Raw genomic sequence first — 16,433 nt, forward strand, 5'->3', positions numbered from 1 at the left:
CATGTGTTTTCATGCAACTTCCCCCAGTTCGAAGGCCGAGGCGAGTGCCCGGCGCAGCATTTCTCCAATAACGGCTCGTCGGTACTCCGATCCACCGTGGACGTTCGCCCCGGGGGTGAGTTGTCCCAGCGCTGCTGCAACGGCGCAGTCGATCAAATGGGCGTCGACCACACGACCCACCATCGACTCAGCCAATCCCGGTGCGAGGCATGGCGCGGGCCCTGCTGCTAGGAGACCTGCACGAACGGCGCGGCAGACGCCGTCGCCGCCACGCTCTGCGTAGACGGCAGCGCCCCCGATGGCATAATCGCCCCGACGGCGAGCGAACTCCTCGAAACCCCATGTGGCACCGGCGCGGCCGACTGGCAACTCGACGGCAGCGAGCAACTCGTCGTGAGCGAGTGCCGTCGTAAAGTAGGCTTCGAAGAAGTTGGGGGCGGGGATCCTGCGCTCTCCACCTCGTGACCAGGCAATAATGGTGGCGTCGAGCGCCAGCAGCGCGGCGGGAAACTCGGCCGCCGAATCGCCGTGGGCGACTGCTCCCCCCAGCGTGCCGCGGTTGCGGATCTGCGGGTGCGCTACCCAGGACGCGGCCTGGGCCAACAGCGGTGCCTGGGCGACTATGAGTGGGTGCTTCTCAACCGTCGTATGACGCGTGAGCGCTCCGATTCGCAAGACGTTGCTATCGCAGCTGATGCCCATGAGCTCCTTCAGCTGTGTGATGTCGACCAGCAGCGAGGGAGATGCCAACCGCAGGCTGAGAAGTGGCACCAGGCTTTGGCCGCCCGCAATCACCTTCACGTCGTCGTCACGGTTCAGCGCATTCCAGACCTCATCAAGGCTGGACGCGCGCAGGTAATCAAACGACGGCGGTTTCATGACCAGTAGTCTCGTCAGTACGAGAGGGATCTACCTCTGCCTGAACCGTCAAAGTGAGCGTTCCAGATCTACACATCCTGACAACTTGGGGCTGGGGACCCACTCAACTAGTCGCCGGAATATTGGCGCGCGTTCACGTGCTCGAGTCGGGTACCTTGCGGGGACCGTTCGCGACTCCTCAATGGCCGCGCCTGGCCCGTGCCCTCGTCACGCACCTGAAACAACTCGCAGTCTGCGCTCATCAGGGGCGCTGCTCGACGTTGCGCGCCGAGCTCTAGGTGGCCTGGCACTTCGCGGGTGCGCGCGGCGACCTCGCAGCCCTTCCCAGACAGCCCTACTCGATAGCACGCCGCTCCTGCGTGATGAAACTCATGTTCATAGCCCCCGAGGAGAATCGGGCTCCAGGTGCAGAAACGCTTCCGCGGCATGTCAATGTCTTCGCGCACTGGCGCGGCTTCGCCTTCAGCGGTCGGATGCTCTACCTCGACCGAGCCCTGGTCGGCCTCGGCGAGCCGGTACCAGGCCGCCGCGTGTCCTTCCAGCTTCCCTGCCGTGGTCGCCGCGTAGCAGTTCTTCGTAAGCGAGCTGTGTAGCTTTCCTCAGGGCTCAACCGCAACGCCTGCTCCTTCGGTTTGGACATGGAGTGCCTTGCCATCCCCGGCAATCTCCCTCATCGGAGTCGGTCCAGCGGGAAATGCGCCGCCACTTGACTCTAGTGAATCCCTCGTTTGATGGGTCCAAGCTCCGCCGCGCCGATCCCAGATCGACAGGCTCAGGCAGGGACGCGGAGGGGCATTAGTACGTGTGCCAGTCGAGCCACCTCGTCGAGCATTGCCTTCGCCGCTGCATCCAGGCCAGCGTCGGCGCGCATCTCCCCGTCTTCGCTGAGGAGTTCGTTGACGTTTGGGATCGACACCGCTTCGAGCGCCGGCACCATTCGGAGCGCCGTGAGTACAGGCTTGATAGCTGCCGCGGACCGCAGACCGGCCGAGACGCCGCCATACGACACGAGACCGACAGGCTTGTCTGCCCACTCGACGAACAGATAGTCGAGCGCGTTCTTGAGCGCCGCCGGGAAAGAGTGATTGTACTCTGGCATGACGAAGACAAAGGCGTGCGCGCGATTGATCGTCGCGCTCCATGCCTTGGTGTGGTCCCGAGTGTACTGCTGCAGCCGGGGGTGGTGGGGTTCGTCGAGCAGGGGCAGACCCACCTCGGCCAAGTCAACCACCTCGATCGTAAATCCGGCTTGTTCGCGGGCGACATGCTGCATCCACTCAGCGACAGCGCCCCCGCGTCGCCCCGGACGCGTGCTGGCGAGAATGATCTGCAGGGTCGGGTGCGTCATGGTTGTCCTCTGCCTTCTTGATGTGTTGGTCGCCTAAAGAGCGCGCTCCGCTAACCCGGATCTGGGACGTTCGCTTCTGCCCGTGTCAGCGGGCTTCCGCGTGCGGCTATGGGGTCATTGTTCAACGTCGTGTAGCCCATGGTCGGATCGCTCGTGGGGCGACTGGCGACCGAGAGGTGGGTTGAAGTCGACCACGCCGCGGGGTTGGTGTCCGGAATCGCCACTATGGACTCTGGGCGTCGCCTTCAACCGATCGGTATGTAGTTTCTGGGGAACGGCGGGATCGATGCTCGCGCCCCAGTATCCCGGCCTGCGGAGTTTCCAAGTCTCCACTCCATGCAGAATCCGGGCACCGGATATCCGCTATCCGAAAGCCATTCAGGTTCAGATCCGCTGGCTGTTGTCAGATGGTGGGTGACCCAAGCCGTGGTGCGCGGCCCTCGTATGCTCCAGCAGCTCGGCGATCCGGATGGCCACTGCGATCTCTTCCCGCCGTTCCCATACTGTGTTGCCAAGCATGCCCTCAACGGATCGAAGGCGGTAGGCGACGGTTCGCTCGTTAACCTTGAGGCGAGCACCGGTTGCGGCGGCGTTCTGTCCAAGGGCATAGTAAGTTTTGATGGTCTCCAGTAAGGTACGCGAGCGCACTGAGCCGTCGAGAAGACTCCCGAGCTCTTGGCGGACGAATTCCCCGGCGGCCGGCAGGTCACGTAGCACCAATGCTTCCAACGAGACGTCGCGGTACCATGTGAGACGCCGATTACCCAGCTTCGCGACTCGATAAGCTAGGGAGGCCCGAGCATGGCTGGCCCGAAAACCTGCAACGTCGTTGGCATAATGCCCGCACGCAACTCGCGTATTTGGTGGTAGCTCGACCGACGTGAGGTCATCGTCAGATCTGGTCGAGCGTGCCGCGCGCCGAATCCAACCAAAGTACGCATCATCTGTGCCCGAAACCAAGAGGTACTTCGCCCCGAGCCTCGAAGCAATGTGCTTAATGGCCGCCTCAGGCTGCTCGCCCCATGCGATAACGGCCAGATGTCGCCCGCTCATTGGATATCCAAGAGATTGCTCGTCTGGGGGTGTCCCGGCTAGGACGGCATTGACCATCGCACGCTTCTTACGGTCGGTGCGCTGCAAGAAGTAGAGGCGGTGCTCAGCTTCATACTCGGAGATGAGGACGGCCACGATGTGGTCGTTCCAAGCGAAGTGGTACTGGCTGATTCTGCGTAATACCGCGGCGCGGAGCTCGTCGTCCGAAACGACTCGCTGCGCGGCGTCGAAAAACGCGTCCCACATGGCAGCTTGCGCGACCCGCTGCTTACGGATCAGCGCGTGCAGACTGGCGTTGACTTGAGCGGCGAGCCGAGCCTGCCTCAGCATCACTCCCGGCACGGTATCCTCTACCTCGAGTTGGTCCGCCAGGCCACGAAAAATCGCCTCTAGGGATGCAGGGACAGTCTCTAGCTCAGCGCCAGACAACGTCGGGTCACCGGCAACGTAGAACTCCGGCACTTCCTCGTGGAGCCGAGCTTGGACGAGAACAACCAACTCGGAAAGCTCCTCTCGCACCGCCGACACGACCGCCCGGACTCCCTGCTCAACCTGCACAGGTGGCAGTATAAACTGCGGTGTCTTACGCCGACACTGCGAGCACACGATTTCGGGGGGGCGCGGCACTCTGTGCAGGCGAGAATCCTGAGATCCGAATCTGGATGCGAGCGGGTCACGCTCAGCCATGGCAGCATGTGCGCTGCGGCGCAGCGGGTCCACCAGGGGACGGCTCCGGTGCATCCGAGCGTGCCGGTCTTGTCGGCGGCGACCGTTGAAGTCGGTGACCATCGATGGCCTACGCCTCAACGAGATCCAGCGGCATGGCGTGGGCTGAGTGCACGCCGGTTGTCCTGAACGGTCGCCGCGATGCCGGGGCTCGCGCCGTGGACACCGAGGGCAGTGAAGGTCGCCGGGTCCGCTTGGATGCCTCCGTCGCCGCCGCTGTCGGAGCCGCCGATCGTAAGGACGATCGGCGATGCCGGCGTCACTAGTGCCGGGGTCAACAGCGAGATTGGCATGAGGGTGTTGCTGCTACGAGTGCCGTCGCACGCTTGGGCGCGGAAGCGCATGTCGCGGTGGCGCAATAGCGAAGCCCATCGTCGCGACCCCGTGGGCACCGACGTCCAGAGGCGGGTCGACCCGGTCGGGTGATACCTGGGGCGAGGACGCGCGGAGCCGACCTTATGCCGCGTCCGCGGGCATCGCTGCCAGCCGCCCCCGGCCCGCGGGGGCCTGTCGCCCGGCTTGCTCTCGGTGAAGGCCATCGAGGACTGCGTGACGTAGTCACATCGGTTCGGTGCCTCCCGAGGCCGACCGCGCTCCGCGCGCCCTCGAGGTCACGCTCAGGAACGATGCCTCGTCGACACTACGGCCGATCGAGCGAGCGTTCGTCGTCAGGCATGTGGCCACGGATGGGGAATTCGCTCTGTTGGACACCAACGCGCGTATGCCGTTCACGGCTAGGGCACGGACGGTGGCTCTGGAGACAGCGTTGGCGGGCCTTCCCGTACCGCGTTGGTCGGCCCGTCCGAAAGTTCCCACAAGGGAGGGGAGGCACTCCCAGTCTACTCTCGTGATTACACATTTTGGGCTTGCATGCAGGTCGATCGGGTAGTTACTGCCTACACAACACCATCTGATGGTTGCTCCTGCACGTGCGGATGTAGGTGCAGCTGTCCCGGCGGCCGCTGACAACTGGAAGCATTCGCCTCTTGACTGCCGGGCAAGAGCGCATGTCCTTTGCACCGTTCAAGCCCCGTCCATGGATGATGACCCCGTGGAGACGCGTCATCTAGAGTTCTTCGTCGCTGTGGCAGAGGAGCTCAACTTCACCCGCGCGGCCCAACGGGTCCATGTCGGGCAGTCCACCGTGTCCGCTGGCGTCCAGGCGCTGGAGCGTGAGATTGGTGCCGCTCTTTTCGCACGCTCCACTAGACGCGTGTCGCTCACCTCGATCGGCCGGGACCTTCTCCCGCTTGCGCGTTCAGCCCTGACCGCGCTTGCAGAGATGCGCGCCCTCGGAATTCGCGAACACCAGCACGTCCAGGGGACATTACGAATCGGCGCGAGCAGCCACCTGCAGGCCCTTGGGCTGCCCAGCATCCTGGGCGGCTTCCAGGAAGCCTTCCCGATGGTCGACATCTCGCTGCACGCGTCCCCAGAAGGTTGTTCAGGCCTGCTCGAACAGGTCCGGCGTGGAGCCATCGATGTAGCGTTCTGCGGCCTGCCTCCGCCTGCGCCTCTCGACCTCTTCAGTCACGTGTTGAGACGGCAACGCCTCGTGGCACTCGTGCCGGCACAGCACGCTCTAGCCGGGAGAACCCGCATCTCCCTGACCCAGTTGCTGGAGGATGACTTCGTCGAGACGGCGGTCGGTCTTGGGACCCGTCACGTGGTCGATCACTGGCTGAGCCGAAAGGGCCTGGGCCGACGCATCAGTATCGAAGTCCCGGACGAGAACCTCGTGGGCGACTTCGTAGCTGCTGGCTTTGGAGTCGCGGTAGTGCCAGAGGACGCTGCTGGCAGAGATACGTTGCTTCTGAGGGTTCAACCGGCCGGCGCCGTGGCGGTCGTGCCCCTGAGGGAGGCGATCGTCTGGGACCTGAGCGTCATTGCACGTTACCGAGGCGGGTCACCCGCGCTCGATGCACTCCTTGGGCATTTGAGTCTCAGCCGGGCCGATCACTGACTGGCCTGTGCATAGAGGACACTCTCGCAGGCGCACGACGTGGCCCGCCTCGTAAGAGAGGCTGACGCCGCTCCCCCCGACGGCGCGAGGGGCAGGCGAGCGCTCGGTCCTGGGCGCCGATCCTACGTGCCTGTGCTAGCGAGGAGACCGCCCCGCCAGCCAGGGACGGCCCCACCGGCCCCAACGCGGCGCAGAGCGCAACCGTCGTTCCGAATGGCTGACGCATCAGCCGGCATGCTGGAATTTTCATGATCCGTTGGCCGCTCACAGATGGGGGCCCAGGTGAAGGGAGACCTATGAGTACTCGATCGCCTTCTTCTTCGGAGACAACCACTGGATGGAGAAGCAGAGCTACATGGTCGTGGGCCTCGCGATCATGGCGGCCGCCGAGCTAGGCGTCGAGGGGACACCGCTGGAAGGCTTCGATCCCACCACCGTCGACAAGGCGTTCAAGATCCGCGAGACGGGCCACTCCACCACGGTACTGCCTGGCACTCGGCTACGCCGACACCGCCAGGCAGTACCACCCCCATCTCCCGCTTCGACGAAGAACAGCTGTTTACCTTCGCCTAACAGGGCTCCGCTGCAACCCACCAGCGCCCTCCCAAGGGGGACGAGACGGAACGCCGCGGGTCGTGTCGCAGCCGCCAAGGCAAATGCATCGAGCATGGGGCGCTCCTTTCGACCTGGCCGTGCCGGACAGGCGAGGGGAGCGTCCCTTTGGCGCATTCCCTGACGCTGTTGGGACGCGGACCGCTGATTGCCAACACGGGCAGAGCCGCGACCGAAACGCTCATCACCATCCCTAGGGAGCACGAGATGAGCAGTCAGCGCGCCAGCCGCCATCGCCGTCATCGTTGACGACACCAACTGGGTCGCACCGGCCTTTGCCCTGCTGGCCATCATCACCCCCGCGGAGCTCGATGACCTCCTCGACGGACGGCTGCACCCGGAAGACCTCACCGGCGGGGTCCTCGGCACGCTCCTCGAGCGTGGAGTGTGCGACCCGGGACTGGAGGACGCCTGCGAGCAGTAGCTCGGTCTCGCCTCCGTTTCGCCTACCCCCGGGCCTACCTGGCCGGGCTCGTCGGCAAGGGACAGTTCTGTGTCGCAAAGTCTGCGGTGCATATCGGCGGGCATACAAGCTGGTCGCCGCCCGCCAGAATTGTGTCCTGATCTCACTGAGCCGGCGCTCGGGTGGAGCGCAGCGCCGCTCCCCTTGCGACCCTCCATCGGCTGAGCCCGGGCCAGCGTGGGTAGTTGCAGAGAACCCGAAGTCACGCCGTTGTCGCAACGTACGAGCGTTCTCGACGCCGCCCGTGACGACATCCGCGGCCTCCGCCAACCACGAGCTCTGGCGTCGACCCCCAGCTGAGCTTGATATCCGGTTCAGCGTAGTCGGCACGCCATAGGTGGCGACGGCACGGTCCCCATGGACTCCGGCATGCCGCGCGTGCACGGTTCCCCCGCGGACGGTTCCCGGGAGGGTCGGGCGCCGAGATGAAGGTGGGAATCGTGCGCACGCCCGGCGCCTGATGATTCGTGTCTCAACCATCACAAGACACCAAGGGCCAGCTTGGCCTGACGCCCTAGGAGGCCTCCGGTCGTCCGCACAACTGGGTGGCGTACCAGTCAGCCAGGAACCCGCCGCTTGAAGTCTGTCACCCCGGCCTTGAGCACTATCCGCCGGATCATGGAAGTAGGCGCGGCGACGCTAGATGCCTCGATGTTCGATCATCTGCCTCGCACTCGTCTGCTGCCCGCGTCGATTTCGGTCGACTGCGAGGATGGTCGCGCCCTCATCATGGAGTCGCGCCGGGCTGGCACCAGTGTTGCGCTCTCGCGTGCGCACCTCGATAGCGCTCAGTTCAGCGCCAGAGCGCCCAAGCACCTCTTCGAGAACGGCGGAAGGGCTGCGTACCGATGGCGACCGATGGGCTGTTGCAGCGTCAGGGTCGTAGACCGTGTCGACGTACAGAGTGTTGCTTTCGCGTCCGCGGGTAGCCATCACGTAGAGCGGTTCGCGCATCGTCGTCGCGGTGACGAACGCGTGGGTGGTGTCGACCGTCCGGCCCTGGGCGCGGTGGGCCGTGGTGGCGTAGCCGAGCTCGAGGTGTTCGCGGACGTACTGGGCGTGGAGGCGTGCCACTCCTGCACCAGTTTCGCGCCGGACTGTCAGGCTGCCGTCCGCGTAAACAGCTGCGACGACCCACTGGTCGCCGTTCTTCACCCATCCCGTCGCCGAGCCCAGGTCGCGCTGGTTCTGGCGGGTGACGACGACGTCGCCCACTCCGATGACCGATCCTTCAGCCACCGTGACGCCCGAATCCACGACCAGGCCTTCGGCCACCCTCTGAGCTCGCGCTCGGTGGTTGAGGTCGGCCACGGTGGCGGTGTCGGCGGCGACCATCAGCGACCGTCGCCCTGCCGCGACGTCATCGCACCAGTTCGCGAATAGCTCGTCGAGCATCGACTCTCGATCACCGCCTCGCACTCGGCCGTGACGCGCATACTCTGCGGCGACGCCCTTGGCCCCGGTCCGGAGCTTGAGGGAGGCGTCGCGTTCCCACTCGTGCCGGAACCGGCGCACATCGAGTAGCGATGGCGCGTCCTCGCGGTCGGTCGCGAGCAGCTTGAACGCGCCGCCGGCCGCCACCGGGGACAGCTGGGCCCAGTCCCCGACGAGCAACACCTTCGCGCCGGCGGTGCGGGCGTATGCCGTCAGGGAGTCAAGCTCGAACGTGCCGGCCATGGACGCCTCGTCGACGATCACGAGCTGCCCTCGGCGCAGGTGCCACCGGTCGATCTCGGCGGACAGCTCACGCGCTCGACGCAGCAAGGCGCGCGTCCGCAGGGACGGGGTGGCGCGGTCGAGAGCAGCCGTCAACGCTTCAAGCTCGGCCACTCGATCTGGCTGCCTGGCAGCTTCTGCAAGCCACTTGGCGGTGTTCTCGGTCGGCACGCCGACCGCCTCGGACAGCACCTCAGCGGCCGCCGCCGACGGCGCCAACCCCACGACGGATCCGGGCCCGAACTGCGCTTCCCAGACGGCCCCAATCCCGGCCATGGCCGTGGACTTGCCGGCACCGGCGGGGCCGACAAGGACATCGAGCGCACGACCCGAGGTCGCGATCCGGCATACGGCAGCGGCCTGCTCGGCCGACAACGGATGGTGCCGACCCGGCAGGTCTCCCGCACACACGGCGGCGGCCGCAGCGTCGTCTGCTGTGGGCCCGTCCATCGCGCGGCCGGCCGCGAGGAGTCGTTCTTCGGCATCCAGCAGCGCCTGGGTCGTGTACACCTCGGAGTCGCGAGGGCGGAAGCGGGACGTGCCATCGGGGCGGCGCAGCTCGTCCGGAACATAACCCAGATCCGGCGGCGTAAGCGCGACCGCGCGCTCGAGTCCGAGCGTCGTGATCCACTCCGCGACCGCGACCCGGTCGCCCGGCGAGGCGAACCGGACGCCGTGGATCTGGCGCAGCACCTCGGCGAAGACGTTCGCCCGGGTGAACGTCGACCGCTTTCCGGACACCACCTCCAGCGCCACCTGTGCCGCGTCGTCGAGCATCCCCTCGGCCAGGTCGCCAGCCCGCAACAGGGGCAGGTCGTTGCGTCCAGCGAGGCTTGCGACCCACGCCTGCGGCTGGTCCCCGACGAAGGGCTCGGCACGCGATCGCCACCCAGTGACAAGCTCCCCGAGCGAGTGCAGTTCTTTGTCCGGGCGCGTCTCCAAAGTTGCTCGCTGACGCAGCTGCAGCACCTCCCGGGGAGTCGGCTGCCGCCCGCGCCCGGCAACGAAGTCGGTTACCAGCGCGTCCTTGGCGGCGTCGATCTCCGTGCTGCGCTGCGAGAACTCCGCCCGCAGCGCCTCCCCCACCCCTGCGACCTCCCACTTCTCCACCGGGGAGTGCCGCCTCCGTTCCGGTGCCCAGCCGTAGCCCAGATCCGCGGTGACAAGGTCGGCGAGGACGCCGTTGTACAGCTCTGACAGTCCCACGGCTGCCCGGAAGAGCGCCTTGCTGTCGAGGGTGCGCCACTGCCCGTCCGAGGCTGCCTGGACCCGGTTCAAGACGACGACGTGGGTGTGCAGCTGCGGGTCACCGGACCTTGAGTCCCAGTGGTCGAACGCGGCAGCGACGACGCCGCGTACGTCCTCGGAGACGACTCCCCCACGGCCGGTGCGGGTGGCGAACACGGTCCGCTCGGCGTACTCGCTGACGAACTCGAGCGCCGCCACGTGCGCCGCATGCAGGCGCCGCCGGGTCGGCTCGTCGGCGAGCGCCCAGGCCACCGAGACCGACTTCGGGGCGGTGAACGTCAGGTCAAAGCCGGCCACCGTCTTCGGTGCCTTACGCAGCCGGTTCAACCCGTCGACGTATGCCGTCCGCTCGGCTCCCGGGGGACGCCCCAGCGGCTCCCCTGTGACCGGGTCCTGCAGCATCCCGAGCATGCGCCACAGGTGCTCTTCGCTCACCAGCGCGCCCGGCTGGACGCCCCGACCACGCTCGAGGCCAGCCAGCCCGGCGCCGAGGAAGCGTCCCGGCGGGGTGCCCGGCTCGCTGTAGTACGCAGCGAGCGGCGACGCCGTCGGCGCAGCGGCGTCGCCTCGCGCGACAGACGCCATAAGGTACCGGTAGCCGGAGCCCAGCGTCATCCGGCGGATCGACATAGTCACCCCGAAACAACCCGGCTCCGGGGGCACCGGCGGAGCCCCGCGGCCACCTTGGTGCCAGACGTGTGGAGCGATGAAGCCAGCAGAGGGAGCGTTCGGTGCGAGGGCTCCACTGGGGCGGTCGTGCCGGGCGGTCGTCGGTGCGAGGAGCGTGCTGCGCAGGACGTCGTGCGTGGTTGGCTGGCCGACGGGGACTGACGCCGGTGGGAGCTACGGCATGGGTCTCTGTGGAGGACCTGAGCAAGCCGGCTCAGCGCTGCCCATATGCTGGTCAAGCCGGCGCCCGTTCCCCCTGTACGGGCGTCGGCTACTTTGTCCGTCGGCTCACTAGAAAGGACCACAGCCTATCGAACACCAGTTCGACAGGCTGCGAGACACTGGAGCCATGGCTGGCGGATCAGGACGAGGGCATGAGCACCCCATCCCGGTGCCGCCGCCGGCCCGACAGCACTGCTGGGTGACTGGTCCGGCCTCATCGCGGGGACCGCACCCGGGGCTTGTCGTCGAGTGGTCACGCCGGGATGACGGGTGGTGGGCGCTGGTCACCTATGTCATCGAAGCCGACGCCGCTGTCGTGCAGCAGTGGCTGCCGGCGCACCTGCTCACGCCGACCCGCCCTCCCCCACGGTGACCCCCTCATCGCGTGATCTGAGGACAAGGACCGCGGGAGGAAGGAGTACTGATGCGACACCCTGTAGACCATGGAGCCAGGCAGCGCTTGCTCGAAGCTCAGCGCGCCGAGGCGGACGCGCTGCGAAAGGTCCAGGCTGCAGCCAGAGGCTGCGACGCGGTCCGGAGTCGTCTCGCGACCGCAGACGCCAAGCTGCTCGACGCCCAGCGGAGCCTGGTGCGCACGTCGGGGGCGGCTCGAGCCGCTCTGCTGCTTGGCATCGAGGAGGCGACGCTACGTAGGGAGCTGCGTCGCACTGACGACACCACGAACAGGCACACCACCTCGCCTCCGAGCAGCGATCAGATCGATGCTGAAACTGACGACTGACCAAGGTCGTCGGGGAGCCCGCGAGGCAGCGCTCCTCTGCAGCCGCCTGGCCGCCGGTGGATCCAAGGAATCAGGGTCGGGCAGGATGTTGGTGATGCAGAGCCACGAAGCAAGCGACCTGGCGGCCCACCACCTGGCCGACATGGGATCCCGTTGGGCCCACGTGCAGGCAGTGGGGCGCCTCGCGGACGCCCTTGCTGCCCAGGGCCGTGTCTCGAGCGACGTGGCCGCGGCGGCCTGGCTTCATGACGTGGGCTATGCGCCTGAGCTCGCGTACACGGGATTCCATCCGCTAGATGGAGCCCGCTTTCTGCAGGGAGTCTCGGTGCAAGCCAACGTCGTCGCGCTGGTTGCGCATCACACCGGTGCGGCATACGAGGCCGCAGAGCGCGGTCTCAGTGGAGCGCTAGCGGCGTTGCCCGCCCCGAATCCGACAGACCTGCAAGACCTCAACCTCCTCGATCTCGTGATCGGCCCTGGCGGTTCGCCGACCTCCCCCTCGTCTCGACTGTCCGAGGTGCTCGAGCGCTATCCCGCCGACGACCCCGTGCATCGCGCTGTGACTATCTCGCGGCCCGTCCTGCTGGCCGGGGCCGAGCGAGCTCGCCGCCGACTGCGTCTAACCAATGAATGGCCGCTCTCTGTCACTGAGGGCGTGTTCTAGGCGTAGGCGCATGGAGGGGTGGATCGGAAGCGATTCGATTTCGGCGCCCGTCAACCACTCGACCTCGCTGCTTTCGCCGCTGGTCCGTCGATCGCCTCCGACCAGGCGGGCCTTGAACGCGATCGAGAACTGTTGCCTGACCTCGCCGTCGTCATAGGCCATCACGTGCCGCGGGTTGGTGTAGACGCCGGTTATGGCTTCGACCGTGACGTCGTAGCCGGTCTCTTCCTTGACCTCTCGCTCGACCGTCTCAGAGATGGACTCACCGGGTTCGTGACCGCCGCCTGGCAACGCCCACTTGTCGTTGTCGGTCTTGTGGATCATCAGGATCCGGCCGTCCTCGCGCTGGACGATCGCCACGACCGAAGGCACGACGCTGTTAATGGCGGGTGCCGCTGGGTCGTCGATGTAGTCAATGCGTCCCATGCTCAACGAGCCTATCTACGGGGTCGGACTCATGATGGTGCTGACGATGCCCACACGCGCTCGAAAGAATCGAGGTAGTGCGTGAACAACCGCCCTCCTGGGATCCGACACAGGTGCAGGACAGGAGACTGCGACGCGCTGCTTCCGTAGGCGTGTCCGTTGGCCAAGAGCGTGTCGTCGAACCTGAAGAGTGAGGCGTAGAGGGTCGTGTCGTGGCGTCGCGCCTCAATCGGGTGGGTGGCCAGCAGAGGCGTCACGTAGACCCAGGTGAGCTTGCATCGCGCGGCCATGAGTTCAGCGATGCCTTCCTCCTCACCACGCACGTCGACGGCCTGACCGTCCGGGTCGCCGAAGAGGAGTCTCACCTGCACCCCTTGGCGTGATCTTTCGGCCAGCCTGGTCATGAACTCCGGGATGCTGTCGTGCAGGAAGCTGGCAGCGTAGGCGAGGACGTCGATGCGCTCCTTGGCCTGCTCGACGAGCTGGAGCCATGTGGGGGGCTCGATGGCACTTCGGCTGGGGTAGATGTGAACGAGCTCCGCCTGCGTCGAGGAAGTGCTTGCCCGGTCGGAATGGGTTGCGGGCCAGAGAAAGCCATCGCTCTTGCGCAGGATCTCGGAGGCGCGAATCCGGTGGGAGCGATGTGGCAATCGGTCTGCCGCGATCCAGCGCTCGACCGTCTTCGGGTCGACGGCGACCATCTCGCTGAATGTCTGCATCGTGAGGCCGGCTCCCGCGATGGCGGCCCGTAGTCGCTCATTGGACATGACTCCTCCTAGGACGATTCGGGACGTCTCCGTCGTGCCGAGGACGTCCGCAGACGTCCCCACCGCGTGGTGTTGGCGTCCCTTCGCCGACTGGTCGAGTGAAGGGCATGAAGACGCATCCCAGCCGAACCGGCAGAGGTTCCCCAGGACTGCAGGGCTCGGTGCGAGGGCGACGTGCCGGCAGCAGACATGCATGGCCGCGTGCGCATCTCCAAGTCGTCGGGGCCACTGGGCGCGAGCACAAGACCCATACCGCGGCCCTGTGGACAACCACTTCACGACCCTCGGCTGTCCACAGCCAAGGCACTTCCAAGCGGCGAGCTCTGCCGCAAAGCGGGACAAATGGTATTGGGCGCGGAGCCGCCATGGCTTCGCCGATCTCACCGAGGAGCAGGCGATGACCGGTCAGGATCTGAAAGCAACGTCGCTCGCGGACGCCTTGGAGCGCTGCGGGACACTCAGCCAACCCTCCCCCGAGCGTGACGAGTTGTGGATCACCGTCCGCGAGACCGTGTGCACCAAGGGCCTGTGCCTGGTCGTGCCGATGGGGTCGAGCGCACCGGTGCCCGTGACGGCAGACCACGCCACCGACGAGCTCATCGCAGCCATGGACTGGCTGAGGACGCACGAGTCGCAGGCGAGGTCGATGGCAGCGCAGCAGCTCTTCATCATGCTCCGCGGTGTCGCGACCAAGGGCGCCTTCGGCTCGGCGCGAGCCGCACAGTCCGACGCCCTTCATGGGATGACCCACGTGCGTCCTGGCGAGCCGGTCGTGTTCGCCGATCTCGACCGAAGCGAGGTGGCGTGACCATGCCGCGCTCCACCTTCAGTGACTGGACGGCCGCGCAGCTCCACGTCACGTCGGAAGAGCTCGACGACGTCAAGCTCAGCCCTGTCTTTGATCTCTTCATCTCGCGTATCGAGGAAGCCCGACGGCGAGGCGCCGCGGACCCCCTCACGACGATCACGACGAAGCGCGCCGGTGGGAACTCGCGGGCGTGCACCAAGAGGATGCTTGAGCAGCTCGGCTTCACGGCGGCTGAACGACGCGCTGTCCACCGCCTCCTGGCCGGCTCCCCGTCGGGATGGCCGGGTCTCCTCCGGTTGTATGCCGCGTCGGCCGACCTCACCAGCGGACAGCGCCAGTACGCGCGTCGCCAGCTGCAGACCCTGCGCAGTCACGAGTTGGCTCGCAGGGGCTCGAGGGCCGGGTGTTCGGCCAGTCCGGGGACGCCGTAGAGCGCCATGACTCCCGCCACCGCCACCACGGGTACCTGTGCCCCGGACAGCAGCCGGGGCACACCGTCGCCGTAGTCGAAGACGACATAGCCCCTCGACATCGACGGTTCGAACCGCACGAGGGTGCCCCACCACAAAGAGAGGCAGTTCCCGGCTGACGTCCTGAGCAGCACCCGCCTATCGGTCACAAGACCTGTCGCGGGCATGGCAGCACACCACTTTCCCGCCACAAGATGCCGCAGTTCGACGCGCACTTCGCGCCAGGCGCGTTCACCCGTCTCGAGCACAATGCCCCGCCTCATGACGTCGACTACGGGCGACGGAACCAGGCCTGCGGCCTCCAGTGCGAGATGTCTCGCGTCCTCGTGGATCTCGCCCACGTCGCGTTCCCGCCGGGGCTTCTTCAAGCGCAGCATGCGGCATACCTCCTCGGCGAGGGGAAGCCCGTGCGCAGGGGCACCATCGGGCGACGCCTGCCGAGTGGTGCCCCCAAGGCACGGTTCGCGCACCATGTCGCTCACCCATGTCGTTGCCGGCCTCTCCGTCGGCGGACTAGCGGCGCTCGGCGGACTAGGTCTGATTACCGTTGCCGCCGGCCAGAGCGGGGCGCTTCCGCCGCGGCCCCCAGCGTGCGTTTCCAGCGGGCCGGTGCAAGGGCTCTCTGCGGCACAGGCTCAGAACGCCCGCATCATCGTCGCCACCGCCGAGCAGCGAGCCGGAAGAGCCGGCGCCTACATCGCGCTCACGGTGGCGCTGGCCGAGTCCGACCTCAAGATCCTCTCGAACCCCAACGACCCGGCTGGGGCAGCGTTCCCAAGCCAGGGCGTCGGCCATGACCACGACTCACTCGGCCTCTTTCAGCAGCGTCCGGGCTGGGGCAGCGCGTCCAAGCGCATGGACGCGACCGAGTCCACCCAGCTCTTCGTGGATGCCCTTCTCCAGGTGCGCGGCTGGCAATCGATGACGCCTTGGCATGCCGCCCAGACCGTCCAGCGGTCGGCGTTCACCGGGCTTCCCAGTGCGGCCAACGGCGGCTCCCGTGTCGTGGGCGAGAACTACCTTCATCAAACCGCTCGGGCATCGACGATCCTCCGCGTCATCGAAGGTGACGGCGCTGCCCTGGACTGTGGCGGCGCACCCGCAGACGCACTGACGCCCGCGACGTCGGGCGCTCATGGACTGCCAAGCAACTTCACGCTTTCCCCGACGAGCCCCGCGGGCCGGACCGCTGTGGCGTTCGCCCTGGCTCAGCTCGGGAAGCCGTACCTGTGGGGCGGCAACGGACCGGGCTCCTTCGACTGCTCCGGGCTGACCCAGCAGGCGTGGCGCCGCGCCGGCGTCTCGATTGGCCGCGTGGTCACAGAGCAGCTGCTCGACGGCTCGCCCACGACGCAGACAGCCCTCGCGCCCGGTGATCTCGTCATGATCCCCGGCTCCGAAGGGACGCTCGCCTCCCCCGGCCACGTCGGCATGTACATCGGCCACGGCTTGGTCGTCAACGCACCTCGCACCGGAGACGTCGTACGCGTCGTCTCGTACAAGTCCTTTGTCTCCAAGGGCCTTTCGGGCCTGCGCCACATCTCCTGACGACGCCTTCCTGCCTCCGGTCACTGCTCTTGGACGCATAGTGCCCCTGCTTGTTCGCTATCGCAGCCATGCGCGGAACCAGTCCTCGCAAGCTGCGAAAGGCACAACG

Annotated in this window: 11 protein-coding genes; 4 read left to right on the forward strand and 7 right to left on the reverse strand. The window is 66.6% G+C overall.

The window, feature by feature from the left end; translation table 11 throughout:
• Positions 1-9: 9 nt before the first annotated feature.
• The 3 genes from U5C87_RS22580 to U5C87_RS22590 all read right to left on the reverse strand — a co-directional run bounded on the left by U5C87_RS22580 (position 10) and on the right by U5C87_RS22590 (position 3,838).
• A complete protein-coding gene (locus U5C87_RS22580) occupies positions 10-879 on the reverse strand; it encodes an FAD binding domain-containing protein (RefSeq protein ID WP_330474616.1) in 870 nt (289 codons plus the stop codon).
• A gap of 772 nt (positions 880-1,651) precedes the next feature.
• Complete coding sequence (locus U5C87_RS22585) at positions 1,652-2,227, reverse strand: NADPH-dependent FMN reductase (RefSeq protein WP_330474617.1); 576 nt, start codon at positions 2,225-2,227, stop codon at positions 1,652-1,654.
• Between the two features lie 384 nt (positions 2,228-2,611).
• Complete coding sequence (locus tag U5C87_RS22590; RefSeq protein WP_330474618.1) at positions 2,612-3,838, reverse strand: PucR family transcriptional regulator; 1,227 nt, start codon at positions 3,836-3,838, stop codon at positions 2,612-2,614.
• A 1,204-nt stretch (positions 3,839-5,042) separates the two neighbouring features.
• Between U5C87_RS22590 and U5C87_RS22595 the strand changes: the two genes are divergently transcribed.
• Positions 5,043-5,969 (forward strand): LysR family transcriptional regulator, encoded by a 927-nt coding sequence (locus U5C87_RS22595; RefSeq protein WP_330474619.1) that lies wholly within the window; start codon positions 5,043-5,045, stop codon positions 5,967-5,969.
• A gap of 1,714 nt (positions 5,970-7,683) precedes the next feature.
• Here the strand turns inward: U5C87_RS22595 and mobF are convergent.
• The gene (gene mobF / locus U5C87_RS22600) at positions 7,684-10,638 is read right to left on the reverse strand and encodes a MobF family relaxase (protein ID WP_330474620.1); all 2,955 of its coding nucleotides are present in this window, start codon (positions 10,636-10,638) and stop codon (positions 7,684-7,686) included.
• Positions 10,639-11,726: 1,088 nt separating this feature from the next.
• Here mobF and U5C87_RS22605 point away from each other — a divergent pair.
• Entirely contained in the window at positions 11,727-12,305 is a 579-nt protein-coding gene (locus U5C87_RS22605; RefSeq protein WP_330474621.1) for an HD domain-containing protein, read from the forward strand.
• Here the strand turns inward: U5C87_RS22605 and U5C87_RS22610 are convergent.
• On the reverse strand, positions 12,261-12,731 hold the full coding sequence (locus U5C87_RS22610) for an NUDIX hydrolase (protein ID WP_330474622.1): 471 nt from the start codon (positions 12,729-12,731) through the stop codon (positions 12,261-12,263). The genes U5C87_RS22605 and U5C87_RS22610 overlap by 45 nt on opposite strands.
• A 29-nt stretch (positions 12,732-12,760) precedes the next feature.
• Positions 12,761-13,498, reverse strand: coding sequence for an XRE family transcriptional regulator (locus U5C87_RS22615; protein WP_330474623.1), 738 nt, complete (start codon positions 13,496-13,498; stop codon positions 12,761-12,763).
• Positions 13,499-13,760: 262 nt separating this feature from the next.
• On the opposite strand from U5C87_RS22615, the gene U5C87_RS22620 reads away from it, so the two are divergent.
• The gene (locus U5C87_RS22620) at positions 13,761-14,306 is read left to right on the forward strand and encodes a hypothetical protein (RefSeq protein ID WP_330474624.1); all 546 of its coding nucleotides are present in this window, start codon (positions 13,761-13,763) and stop codon (positions 14,304-14,306) included.
• Positions 14,307-14,676: 370 nt separating this feature from the next.
• On the opposite strand, the gene U5C87_RS22625 is transcribed toward U5C87_RS22620, so the two are convergent.
• Positions 14,677-15,153: a hypothetical protein gene (locus U5C87_RS22625; protein ID WP_330474625.1), complete on the reverse strand. Its 477-nt coding sequence runs from the start codon at positions 15,151-15,153 to the stop codon at positions 14,677-14,679.
• 94 nt (positions 15,154-15,247) lie between these two features.
• Between U5C87_RS22625 and U5C87_RS22630 the strand changes: the two genes are divergently transcribed.
• The gene (locus U5C87_RS22630) at positions 15,248-16,324 is read left to right on the forward strand and encodes a C40 family peptidase (protein ID WP_330474626.1); all 1,077 of its coding nucleotides are present in this window, start codon (positions 15,248-15,250) and stop codon (positions 16,322-16,324) included.
• Positions 16,325-16,433: the final 109 nt, after the last annotated feature.

The organism is Terrabacter sp. C0L_2, assembly GCF_036352015.1.
Taxonomy (GTDB): Bacteria; Actinomycetota; Actinomycetes; order Actinomycetales; family Dermatophilaceae; genus Terrabacter; species Terrabacter tumescens.

Bases quoted from the DNA above. Each gene is read 5' to 3' on its own strand.
- U5C87_RS22580 (WP_330474616.1), bottom strand. From the start codon at position 879: ATGAAACCGCCGTCGTTTGATTACCTGCGCGCGTCCAGCCTTGATGAG.
- U5C87_RS22585 (WP_330474617.1), bottom strand. From the start codon at position 2,227: ATGACGCACCCGACCCTGCAGATCATTCTCGCCAGCACGCGTCCGGGG.
- U5C87_RS22595 (WP_330474619.1), top strand. From the start codon at position 5,043: ATGGATGATGACCCCGTGGAGACGCGTCATCTAGAGTTCTTCGTCGCT.
- mobF (WP_330474620.1), bottom strand. From the start codon at position 10,638: ATGTCGATCCGCCGGATGACGCTGGGCTCCGGCTACCGGTACCTTATG.
- U5C87_RS22605 (WP_330474621.1), top strand. From the start codon at position 11,727: ATGTTGGTGATGCAGAGCCACGAAGCAAGCGACCTGGCGGCCCACCAC.
- U5C87_RS22610 (WP_330474622.1), bottom strand. From the start codon at position 12,731: ATGGGACGCATTGACTACATCGACGACCCAGCGGCACCCGCCATTAAC.
- U5C87_RS22615 (WP_330474623.1), bottom strand. From the start codon at position 13,498: ATGTCCAATGAGCGACTACGGGCCGCCATCGCGGGAGCCGGCCTCACG.
- U5C87_RS22625 (WP_330474625.1), bottom strand. From the start codon at position 15,153: ATGCTGCGCTTGAAGAAGCCCCGGCGGGAACGCGACGTGGGCGAGATC.
- U5C87_RS22630 (WP_330474626.1), top strand. From the start codon at position 15,248: ATGTCGCTCACCCATGTCGTTGCCGGCCTCTCCGTCGGCGGACTAGCG.